Raw genomic sequence first — 10486 nt, 5'->3', positions numbered from 1 at the left:
AATTCCCCTCCGAACTCCTAATCGGGGCTCCGGGCCTTGATTTCGCGCAGCGAAATAGGACCCTGTTCGGGATTCGTTGTAGTGGTTGGCCGCTCCGGGGCCGCGGTGACCCGATCCTGGGATCGTGACGACAGCGCTGCCCGTCTCAAGCGGCTCGGGCTACGTTAGGCGCCCCGTCCAGCGGAGTCAAGTTCCGACCTGACGGCGTGTCGAATTCCGGCGACGCGGGGTGTGGGCCCGGTAGGGGCTCACCGAGGGGTCGCCGTCGATCCAGAAGCGCCAGGGGTGGGTTGCGCCCTCGCCGCCCACTCCGGTGCGCGGGCCGCTGAGCACCTGCTCGGGCCGGGCGGGGTGGCCGGTGAGTAGGGCGAGCGGGGCATCGGCGCTCCCGCACACATCGCTGCCGTCCAGCCTGCGGTCCACGCCCAGGGCGGTGGCCAGCCGGGCCGGGCCCTTGGCCAGCTCATGGTCGTTGCGCGCCTTCGGCCGGCGCTGATGCGCCCACTCATGGCCGTGCAGCACCTCGCCCGCGCGCAGCAGTACCCCGCTGGCGTGGCCCTCCGGTCCGCAGACCAGGTTGAGGCAGTGCCACATGCCATAGGTGAAGTAGACATACGCATGACCCGGGGGGCCGAACATCACGGCGTTGCGCTCGGTGCGGCCACGGTAGGCGTGCGAGCCGGGGTCCGCCGGGCCCGCGTACGCCTCGACCTCGGTCAGGCGCAATTCGATCGGTCCGTCCGGGGTACGCCGGACCAGGACGCGGCCCAGGAGGTCGGGCGCGACCTCGAGGACGGGCCGGTCGAAGAAGGCACGGTCGAGGGGGGTGCGGTCAGGTCCTGCTGTCACGCGCCCCGAGCGTAGTGGAACAGATATGAACCGGTGGTTGGAGGCGGCACCGGTCCGCTGGAAGGGTATGAGCCGCGGAACCGCCCACGGCTGTTTCGCGTTTCTAGGTGTCAACAGTGATCGAATGCGATCGAGTCAAGACGCAGTCGCGTCCTTGAGAGGGAGAACATGGGCTTCAAGAAGCTGCTCGCGAGTTTGGGTGCCGGTGGCGCTTCGGTGGAGACGGTGTTGACCGAGGAGAACGTCGTCCCGGGCGGCGTTGTGCAGGGCGAGGTCCGGATCCAGGGCGGCTCGGTCGCGCAGCAGATCGAGGGGCTCTCGGTCGGCCTCCAGGCGCGGGTCGAGGTTGAGGGCAACGACCAGGAGTACAAGCAGGACGTGGAGTTCACCCGGCAGCAGCTGGGCGGCGCGTTCGAGGTGCAGCCGGGCGCGGTGCACGCGGTGCAGTTCGGCCTGGAGATTCCGTGGGAGACCCCGGTCACCATGTTCATGGGCCGCCATCTGTCCGGTATGAACGTGGGCGTGACCACCGAGCTGGCGATCGCCCGCGCGGTGGACTCGGGCGACCTGGACCCGGTCAATGTGCATCCGCTCCCCGCCCAGCAGGCGATCCTGGACGCCTTCGGCGCCCTCGGCTTCCGGTTCAAGAGCGCCGACCTGGAGCGCGGGCACATCCGTGGGACCCGCCAGCGGCTGCCCTTCTACCAGGAGATCGAGTTCTACTCGCCGGAGCAGTACCGGGGCCTGAATCAGGTGGAGTTGTCCTTCGTCGCGGACGACCGCGAGATGGACGTCGTGCTGGAGATGGACAAGAAGCCGGGGCTGTTCTCCGAGGGCAGTGACACCTACCGGTCGTTCACGATGAACCTGGCCACCTTCCAGGACACCGACTGGGCCGCCTACCTGAACCAGTGGCTCGCCCAGGTCGGCGGCAAGCGCAACTGGTTCTGAGGTTCCCCTCCCCGGACCGTACCTTCACGGACCGGACGTCCGCGACCGGACTTCCAGGCGGGGCGTGCGCCGAGGTCGGCTCGGCGCACGCCCCGCGTTCGTGTGACTCTCAGGGGCCGTCGTCGTACCGCACCACCAGGGGCCGTCCCCGCGCCGCCCAGTACGCCTCCGCGTCGGCCAGGATGTCGGCCGCGATCGCGGCGGCGTCGGGGTCCGCGTCGCGGAAGGCCGACCAGCCCTGGATGTCCAGCAGACAGCCGCTGGGCTCGCCGCCCTCGGTCCACCAGGACAGATCGGTGACGCAGTCGGCGAGGGCATCCCAATTCCGCCCATACCAGTCGGGGAAGCGCAGGTCCCGGGCGCAGCGGGCGAGGAAGCCGTCCTTGTCCGTCACGCCGTCGAGGCGCAGGTGGAGGGCGAGGGTGGGGCCGGTCATGGGCGCCATGGTGCCAGCCCGCCGGGTACCGGTCTCGTTAGGCTGGCCGCGGAGATGATCCACTGCGACTTCGAGGAGGTTCTCGACGTGTCCGAGCAGAACCGGGCCCCGCTCCCCCACGACTTCCATCCGCCGGTGCCGTCGTTCACGGTGGTGAGCGACGATGTGACACCGGGCGGCACGCTCAAGTCCGCCCAGGTGCACGCGGAGGGGAACACCTCTCCGCAGCTGCGCTGGGAGGGTTCCCCCGAGGGAACGAAGAGCTTCGCCGTCACCTGCTTCGACCCGGACGCGCCGACGGGCAGCGGGTTCTGGCACTGGGTGGTGTTCGACATCCCGGCCACGGTCACCGAGCTTCCGGCGGGTGCGGGCAGCGGCGGCTTCACGGGCCTGCCCGAGGGTGCCGTACATGCGCGCAACGACTACGGGACCCGTGACTTCGGTGGGGCCGCGCCGCCGCCCGGGGACGGTCCGCACCGCTATGTGTTCACCGTGTACGCGGTGGACGCCGAGAAGCTGGGCCCGGACGCGGACGCCTCACCCGCGGTGGTCGGCTTCAATCTGCGGTTCCACACGCTGGGGCGGGCCCAGTTGATCGGGGAGTACGAGGTGCCGGCCGCGGGCTGACGCGGCGAAATTGCGTTGTTCTCGGCCAGGCTCCCGGCCAGAGTTGATCCCGGTCCCGCCGATCTCCGGCGCGGGGCCGGGACACCGGGATGCGGGGGTGGTCGGGATGCGCGAGACGCTGGTTCTGAACGCGAGCTTCGAGCCGCTGGCGACGGTCACGCTGCGGCGCGCCGTGGTGCTGGTCCTCCAGGACAAGGCCGTCGTCGAACACGCCCACCCCGGGCTGCGGGTGCGGGCCGCGGATGTCGATCTGCCGCTGCCGCGGGTGATCAGGCTCTGCCGTTACGTACGGGTGCCGTTCCGAAGACGTGCCCCATGGTCGCGGCGCGGGGTGCTGGTCCGGGACCAGCACCGGTGCGCGTACTGCGGCCGCCGGGCGACGACCGTGGACCATGTGGTGCCGCGGTCGCGCGGGGGCGGGGACACCTGGCTGAATACGGTGGCCTCGTGCGCCGAGGACAACCACCGTAAGGCGGACCGGACTCCGGAGCAGGCGGGGATGCGGCTGCTCAAGGCGCCGTTCGAGCCGACGCCTTCGGATGCGCTGCTGCTGGCGCTGGGGGCGGCGGAGCGGGACGGTCTGCCGGAGTGGCTGGCGCTGTCGGCCTGAGTCTCATCCCCTGGCAGAGGGTGCCGAGGGCCCGTCCCGCCGCCGTGCGTTCAGTCGATCGTGGGCTGTTCGCGGCGCGGGGCGGGCTCCTTACCGGTGCCACTGGGGGTGCCGCCGCCGTTTCCGCCGCCGGTCAACGGGCCGAAGTTGCCCATGGCCCCGCCGAGGCCCTTGAGGGCGTCGCCGATCTCGCTGGGCACGATCCAGAGCTTGTTGGCGTCGCCCTCGGCGATCTTCGGCAGCATCTGGAGGTACTGGTACGAGAGCAGCTTCTGGTCCGGGTCTCCGGCGTGGATGGACTCGAAGACCGTACGGATGGCCTGGGCCTCGCCCTCGGCGCGCAGCGCGGCGGCCTTGGACTCACCCTCGGCCCGCAGGATCGCGGACTGCTTCTCACCCTCGGCGCGCAGGATCTCGGACTGCCGGACACCTTCGGCCTGGAGGATCGCGGCGCGCTTGTCACGGTCGGCGCGCATCTGCTTCTCCATCGAGTCCTGGATGGAGGTGGGCGGCTCGATGGCCTTGAGCTCCACGCGGTTGACGCGGATGCCCCACTTGCCGGTGGCCTCGTCGAGGACGCCGCGCAGCGCCGCGTTGATCTCCTCGCGGGAGGTCAGGGTGCGCTCGAGGTCCATGCCACCGATGATGTTCCGCAGGGTGGTGACGGTCAGCTGCTCGATCGCCTGGATGTAGCTGGCCACTTCGTAGGTGGCGGCGCGGGCGTCGGTCACCTGGTAGTAGATGACGGTGTCGATGTTCACCACCAGGTTGTCCTGGGTGATCACCGGCTGCGGGGGGAAGGGCACGACCTGTTCACGGAGGTCGACGCGGTTGCGGATCGAGTCGATGAACGGGACGACGATGTTCAGGCCCGCGTTGAGGGTGCGTGTGTAGCGTCCGAAGCGCTCCACGATGGCGGCACTGGCCTGCGGGATGACCTGGATCGTCTTGATCAGTGCGATGAAGACCAGCACCACGAGGATGATCAGGACGATGATGATCGGTTCCACTGCGGCTCCCCGTGCCCTTCATGCGGCGATTCGGATGGTTGGGATGATCAAGTCTGGCGGTTCCCGAGGGTGGAGTCTGTCAGATCCATGGTCGACTCCGCAGCTCAACCGGGGCGCCCTCAACTCTTGGTAGGACACTCCCGGTACGGCGTCTACATGACGACGGCAGTCGCACCGTCGATCTCCACTACGTCGACCTGCTGTCCTGGTTCGTAAGCCTGGTCGGGGTCGAGGGAGCGGGCGGACCACACCTCGCCCGCGAGCTTGATCCGGCCGCCTCCGCCGTCGTCGACGCGCTCGAGGACGACGGCCTGGCGGCCTTTCAGCGCCTCGATGCCGCTGCGCAGCTCGGGCTGCTGACGGCGGCTGCGGACCGCCATCGGGCGTACGACGGCGACCAATGCCACGGAGACGGCGCAGAAGACGACGACTTGGAGCACGACGCCGCCGCCGAGCGCGTCGGTGATGGCACCGGCCACCGCGCCGACCGCGACCATCCCGAATTCGGGCATCGCGGTCAGCACGAGCGGGATGCCCAGTCCTACGGCGGCGATCAGCCACCACACCCATGGATCCACATGGTCATGGTAGTTGTCCCAAGTCGCCGGGGACAGTGCGCGGATCACCTGCCGGTGGCACGGTGGGCGCAGAGGGCGGACATCAGCTCAGCGGCAGGCCCTGGGCGGTCCAGCGGTCGCCGTTGCGCTCGACGACCAGCGGGAGTCCGAAGCAGCGGGAGAGGTTGCGGGAGGTCAGTTCGGTCTCGACCGGGCCCGCGGTCAGCACCCTCCCCTGGCGGATCATCAGAACATGGGTGAAGCCGGGGGGGATTTCCTCGACATGATGTGTCACCATGATCATCGACGGGGCGAGCGGGTCGCGGGCGAGCCGTCCGAGGCGGCGGACGAGGTCCTCGCGGCCACCGAGGTCGAGTCCGGCCGCGGGCTCGTCGAGGAGCAGCAGCTCGGGGTCGGTCATCATGGCGCGGGCGATGAGGGTGCGCTTGCGCTCGCCCTCGGAGAGGGTGCCGAACTTCCGGTCGAGGTACTCGGTCATGCCGAGGCGGTCGAGGAAAGCGCGGGCGCGGGTCTCGTCGACCGTGTCGTAGTCCTCCTGCCAGTGGGCCGTCATGCCGTACGCGGCGGTGAGGACGGTCTGCAGGACGGTCTGGCTGCGGGGCAGCTTCTCGGCCATGGCGATGCCCGCCATGCCGACGCGCGGGCGCAGCTCGAAGACGTCGACGCCGCCGAGCCGCTCGCCGAGGATCCGGGCGGTTCCGGCGCTCGGGAAGAGATAGCTGGAGGCGAGGTTGAGGAGGGTGGTCTTGCCGGCGCCGTTGGGCCCGAGGATGACCCAGCGCTCCCCTTCCTTGATCGACCAGGAGACCTCGTCCACCAGAGCCCGCCCATCGCGGACCACCGATACGTCCAGCAGCTCCAGAACCTCGCTCATGAGCGCGTTGTCTCCCATTGCAGTCTCGAGTCGTGCGTGCGCCTGTGGGCGCAGCCCCCTGAAGGAAAACCTACGCCACACGGTGTCGGTGGCAGTCCCTAGGCTGGTGCCATGCTCGATGAACCACGTTCAGGGCGCCTCGCGGCTTGGGGAAATGCCCTTCTTGCCGGACTTGTCTCCCCCGATGAGGCGGCGCACCGCATCGCGGATGAGGACGCGTCGCACCGGGTGGCCGGGCTGCCGGGAGAGTCCGGGCAGGTGGGGCTCACCTTGGCGCTGGGGCGGCTGCGGGCGCTCGGGGCCAAGGGGCTGCGGGTGGCGCTGCCCATAGCGGGGCATCCCCTGGGGCTGAGCGGCCCGCCGGAGTTCAACGCCCACGCGCTCGACGCGGGCGAGGCGGTGATCGCCACCGGGGCGGCGCTCGGCCTGGTGCCCGAGGTGTCGGCGGCCGGGCCCGAGGGCGATCAGCACATCGAGGTGGTGTGGCGGTGCCAGGCCGTGCGGGAGGCTCCGCCGGCCGATGTGCCGTCGCTGAGCGAGGCCGAGCGGGAGCTGGCGGAGGCGCTGCGGGAGGCCACGGAGGTGCTCTCGCGGCTGAACGTGGCCGGGGCGGGCCCGGTGGCCGAGGCGGCCCTGGAGGCGTATCGGGCGCGGGCCGAGCGGGGTCGCGAGGTGCTGGCCCCGGGCTATCCGCCGCGGGCCATACGGGTGCTGGAGCTGGCGCAGCGGGTGGGTGCGCTGGTGGACATCGCGTATACGGCGGGCGGGGACGGCCGGGAGCACGGCGGGGCGGTGAGCGCGTCGGAGATCACGGCGCGGGCCGAGGCGCTGCGGCCGGTGGAGCGCACCTCGCGGCGGGCCCAGGTGGCGGCGTACAACGCGTATGTGGAGGAGCGGGAGCGGGGCGGTCTCTGACCACCGCGGGCCCTGCCCTCTCGGGCCGGCAAGGGGCTCCGAGGCCGACATGGGGCCCGGAGACCGACAGGGGACTCGGAGGCCGACAGGGGACTCGGAGGCCGACATGGGGCCGGCCCCGGAGGCGGGTGCCTCCGGGGCCGGCCGGTGGTGCGTCGGGATATCCGCCGGAGAGCGGGTCAGCGGCCGCAGGGGACGCCGAACGCCGGGTTCATGGCCCCGATGACCGAGATGGTGTTGCTGCAAGCGTTCACGGGCACGTGGATGGGCGCCTGAATGTTGTTGCCGGAAACGGCACCCGGGGACGTCATCGCCCCACCGTCGGCCTGGGGGCCCTGGGCGGAGGCGACACCGGCACCGGCGACGGCGAGTCCGCCGGCCACGATCGTGAGGGCAGCGAACCTCTTGATGTTCTTCACTTCTCAAGACCCTTCAATCAGCGCATCACCGCGGCGGTCCGCCGCGGTACGCCGTGAAGAACGGCCCGACCGATGGCGAGTTGCGCTGTTCGAGTGATCGCCACACGTTGGTGTGATTTCACGGAGAAACGCTGTTCATCCTCCGATCCCGTGCCGTACCGCCCATAGGGCGGCCTGGGTGCGATCGGCGAGATCCAATTTCATAAGAATGTTGGACACATGGGTCTTTACCGTCTTTTCGGATAGCACCAGCGCGCGGGCGATCTCCCGGTTGGACCGGCCCTCCGCTATCAGCGCCAGCACCTCGCGTTCGCGCTCGGTGAGCGACCCGCCGCGACCCTGGCCGCCGCCGTCCTCCTGGGAGAGCAGCGCGAGGGCCACCTCGGACTGGAGCAGCACATGCCCGGAGTGGACGGACCGGATGGCGCGGGCCAGCGCCTCGGGGTCCACGTCCTTGTAGACATAGCCCGCGGCGCCCGCGCGCAGGGCGGGGACCACGGTGCGCTTCTCGGTGAAGCTCGTCACCACCAGCACCCGGGCGGGGTTGTCGAGGTCGCGCAGGACGCGCAGCGCCTCGATCCCGTCCAGGCCGGGCATCTTCACGTCCATGAGGACGACGTCGGGGCGCAGTTCCTCGGCGCGGGCGACGCCCTCCTCGCCGTCCGACGCCTCCCCGACCACCTCGATGTCGTCCTGGACCTGGAGGAAGGTCCGCAGGCCGCGCCGCACCACCTGGTGGTCGTCGACGAGCAGCACCCGAATCCGTCCCGGGTCAGCCACCGGGCACCTCCATCTCGATCACGGTGCCCTTGCCGGGCGCCGACTCCACCGTCAGACCGCCGCCGACGCCGCCGGCCCGGTACCGCATCGACACCAGCCCGAGGTGGCGTCCGGCGCGCCGGACGGCCGAGGGGTCGAATCCCCTGCCGTCGTCGGCGACGCGGAGCCGGGCGCCCTGGCCGTGCCGGGCGAGGGTGACGTCCACCTGCAGCGCGTCGGCGTGGCGCAGCGCGTTGTGGAGGGCCTCCTGGGCCACCCGCAGCACGGCCTCCTCCTGGGCGGCGGGCAGCGCCCGTACGCCGTGGCAGGCGAAGGTGACACGGGCGGAGTGGGCCCGGTCGAGCACCTGCACCTGGGTCCTGAGAGTCGCCACGAGGCCGTCCTCGTCGAGGGCGGCGGGACGCAGCTCCACGACGGCGGAGCGCAGCTCGTCGGCGGCCTCGGCGGCGAGCAGCGTGATCTGCTGGAGCTCGTCCTTGGCGCGGCCGGGGTCGCGGTCCACCAGGGCCGTGGCCGCCTGGGCGGTCAGCCGCAGCGAGAAGAGCTTCTGGGAGACCGCGTCGTGCAGCTCGTGGGCGAGCCTGGCCCGCTCCCCGGCGATGGTGAGCTCGCGGCTGCGCTCGTGGAGCCGGGCGTTGGTCAGGGCGATGGCGGCGTGCTGGGCCAGGATGGACAGCAGCTCCTCGTCCTCGGCGGTGAAACCGCAGCCGCCCTCGGGCTTGGGACATCGCTTGTTGGCGAGGAATACCGCGCCGAGAACTTCATCGCCGTCGGCAATGGGAAGTCCCAAGAAATCCGACATAACGGGATGAGCTGATGGCCATCCCTCAAAACGGGCATCTAGTCGCACATCGGCGAGTCGCTGCGGAGTGGCGTCCCTGAGCATCGCGGCGAGAATGCCGTGCTGCCGGGGCAGCGGCCCGATGGCCTTCCACTGCTCCTCGCTCACCCCATCTACTACGAACTGGGCGAAACCCCCGTGATCATCCGGAACCCCCAGAGCGGCATACTCCGCATCGAGCAGCTCACGGGCGGACACAACGATGGTCTTTAGGACATCACGGACTTCCAGATGCCGGCTCATGGCGAGCAGCGCCGCGCTCACCCGGCTCAGCCCGGCCTCGGCTCCGCCGCCCCGTCCTTTCGTCATGGGCATTACCGTACCCACCGCCATCCGGTGGGCATATCGGCCGGTCGGCGGCCACCTGATAAGACCTGAGCCCTAGGTCGAACGGCGCACACGAGACCCCCAAAGGGGCTGTTGCAGGGGTGGAAAAAACAAACACCCTGAGCATTTGCGTGGGCACAGCGCGCAATATGAGAAGCTCCGCGATGTGAGCCCGGACACACGACCTAAATCACGTACGAACGTGCTTAGTGGACGTTTCATAGGCGATTGAGCGGGGATGACGGCCGTCCACATGGGCATGGGCTGCCTACTTATCCACTAAGCAGCATCGTATGTCACGCCTTTGCGACAACTTTTTGCGGCAGCTAAGAATTTCCCCCAGTCGCACGGCGCCGTAGATCCAGGAACGGCGCTCTGCGCGCCGATTTGGCCTGCGACTCAAGCGATTGGAAGAGGTCTACTCCGCCATGCCCCTGCCCAACATCCCCGGTTACAACCGTCTCACCAAGACGCACAAGTACTCCGCTGCCGGAATCGCCGCCGCCGGTGCGGCCGCCATAGCCTTCGCGGTCGTCCCCGGTGGGGACGCCGGTGCCAAGACCACGGCCCAGGACCTGCCGAACAAGCCGGTCGCCCTCACCTCTCAGCAGGCCGACGCCCAGGCCCACCACGAGGTCCTGACGAAGCAGTCCGCCCTCGCCGCCAAGCAGGCCAAGGAAGAGGCCGCGAAGAAGGCCGCCGCCAAGAAGGCCGCGGCGGAGGCCGCCGCCAAGAAGGCGGCTGACGAGGCCGCCGCGAAGAAGGCCGCCGAGGCCAAGGCCGCCAAGGAACGCGACACCAAGCAGGCCGCGAGCCGCTCCGCCACGCGTATCGAGACGGTCGCCGCCCAGAAGAAGACCTACCCGGACAACCTCGACGGCTGGATCCGGGAGTCCCTGGACATCATGAAGCAGAAGGGCATCCCCGGTTCCTACCAGGGCATCCACCGCAACATCATCCGGGAGTCCGGCGGCGACCCGCGCGCCATCAACAACTGGGACATCAACGCCCGGAACGGCGTGCCCTCCAAGGGCCTGCTCCAGGTGATAGCCCCGACCTTCCAGACCTACCACGTGGACGGCACCTCCTGGGACCCGTACGACCCGGTCGCGAACATCACCGCCGCCTGCAACTACGCCGCCGCGCGGTACGGCTCGATGGACAACGTGAACGGCCCCTACTGAGCCCGAAGGGCCCGTCATGAACCCGGCGTTGCGACGCGACGCCAAAGGGCGACGGCACCCCCTGTGTGCGAGGGGTGCCGTCGCC

At 70.0% G+C, this 10486-nt stretch carries 13 protein-coding genes; 5 read left to right on the top strand and 8 right to left on the bottom strand.

Going from position 1 to position 10486, the window contains the following annotated elements:
* Positions 1-186: 186 nt before the first annotated feature.
* The gene (locus tag NP777_RS42925) at positions 187-849 is read right to left on the bottom strand and encodes a DNA-3-methyladenine glycosylase (protein WP_256655626.1); all 663 of its coding nucleotides are present in this window, start codon (positions 847-849) and stop codon (positions 187-189) included.
* A 168-nt stretch (positions 850-1017) separates the two neighbouring features.
* Here NP777_RS42925 and NP777_RS42920 point away from each other — a divergent pair, with 168 nt between their 5' ends.
* Positions 1018-1800: a sporulation protein gene (locus tag NP777_RS42920; RefSeq protein ID WP_256655625.1), complete on the top strand. Its 783-nt coding sequence runs from the start codon at positions 1018-1020 to the stop codon at positions 1798-1800.
* A 109-nt stretch (positions 1801-1909) separates the two neighbouring features.
* Here NP777_RS42920 and NP777_RS42915 read toward each other — a convergent pair whose 3' ends face one another.
* Complete coding sequence (locus NP777_RS42915) at positions 1910-2236, bottom strand: barstar family protein (protein WP_256655624.1); 327 nt, start codon at positions 2234-2236, stop codon at positions 1910-1912.
* 87 nt (positions 2237-2323) lie between these two features.
* On the opposite strand from NP777_RS42915, the gene NP777_RS42910 reads away from it, so the two are divergent.
* Both NP777_RS42910 and NP777_RS42905 read left to right on the top strand, forming a co-directional pair.
* Positions 2324-2863 (top strand): YbhB/YbcL family Raf kinase inhibitor-like protein, encoded by a 540-nt coding sequence (locus NP777_RS42910; protein ID WP_256655623.1) that lies wholly within the window; start codon positions 2324-2326, stop codon positions 2861-2863.
* A gap of 106 nt (positions 2864-2969) precedes the next feature.
* On the top strand, positions 2970-3473 hold the full coding sequence (locus tag NP777_RS42905; protein ID WP_256655622.1) for an HNH endonuclease: 504 nt from the start codon (positions 2970-2972) through the stop codon (positions 3471-3473).
* A gap of 50 nt (positions 3474-3523) precedes the next feature.
* On the opposite strand, the gene NP777_RS42900 is transcribed toward NP777_RS42905, so the two are convergent.
* The 3 genes from NP777_RS42900 to NP777_RS42890 all read right to left on the bottom strand — a co-directional run bounded on the left by NP777_RS42900 (position 3524) and on the right by NP777_RS42890 (position 5935).
* The gene (locus NP777_RS42900; protein WP_044577455.1) at positions 3524-4483 is read right to left on the bottom strand and encodes an SPFH domain-containing protein; all 960 of its coding nucleotides are present in this window, start codon (positions 4481-4483) and stop codon (positions 3524-3526) included.
* A gap of 152 nt (positions 4484-4635) precedes the next feature.
* Positions 4636-5061 carry an NfeD family protein gene (locus NP777_RS42895; RefSeq protein ID WP_256655621.1) on the bottom strand — a complete coding sequence of 142 codons (426 nt, stop codon included), beginning with the start codon at positions 5059-5061 and terminating at the stop codon, positions 4636-4638.
* An 82-nt stretch (positions 5062-5143) separates the two neighbouring features.
* Positions 5144-5935: an ABC transporter ATP-binding protein gene (locus tag NP777_RS42890; protein ID WP_256655620.1), complete on the bottom strand. Its 792-nt coding sequence runs from the start codon at positions 5933-5935 to the stop codon at positions 5144-5146.
* Positions 5936-6046: 111 nt separating this feature from the next.
* Between NP777_RS42890 and NP777_RS42885 the strand changes: the two genes are divergently transcribed.
* Positions 6047-6850, top strand: a complete 804-nt coding sequence (locus tag NP777_RS42885) for a hypothetical protein (RefSeq protein WP_256655619.1) — start codon at positions 6047-6049, stop codon at positions 6848-6850.
* Between the two features lie 179 nt (positions 6851-7029).
* Here the strand turns inward: NP777_RS42885 and NP777_RS42880 are convergent, their stop codons facing one another.
* The 3 genes from NP777_RS42880 to NP777_RS42870 all read right to left on the bottom strand — a co-directional run bounded on the left by NP777_RS42880 (position 7030) and on the right by NP777_RS42870 (position 9199).
* Complete coding sequence (locus NP777_RS42880; protein ID WP_256655618.1) at positions 7030-7269, bottom strand: chaplin; 240 nt, start codon at positions 7267-7269, stop codon at positions 7030-7032.
* Between the two features lie 135 nt (positions 7270-7404).
* Positions 7405-8049: a response regulator gene (locus NP777_RS42875; protein WP_256655617.1), complete on the bottom strand. Its 645-nt coding sequence runs from the start codon at positions 8047-8049 to the stop codon at positions 7405-7407.
* A complete protein-coding gene (locus tag NP777_RS42870; protein WP_256655616.1) occupies positions 8042-9199 on the bottom strand; it encodes a GAF domain-containing sensor histidine kinase in 1158 nt (385 codons plus the stop codon). Before NP777_RS42870 ends, NP777_RS42875 begins: the two co-directional genes overlap by 8 nt.
* Before the next feature lie 446 nt (positions 9200-9645).
* On the opposite strand from NP777_RS42870, the gene NP777_RS42865 reads away from it, so the two are divergent.
* Positions 9646-10401, top strand: a complete 756-nt coding sequence (locus NP777_RS42865) for a transglycosylase SLT domain-containing protein (protein ID WP_256655615.1) — start codon at positions 9646-9648, stop codon at positions 10399-10401.
* Positions 10402-10486 lie beyond the last annotated feature (85 nt).

Origin of the sequence: Streptomyces rugosispiralis (assembly GCF_024505145.1) — a bacterium.
Lineage (GTDB): Bacteria > Actinomycetota > Actinomycetes > Streptomycetales > Streptomycetaceae > Streptomyces > Streptomyces rugosispiralis.
This window is presented reverse-complemented; position numbering and strand designations above follow the sequence as displayed.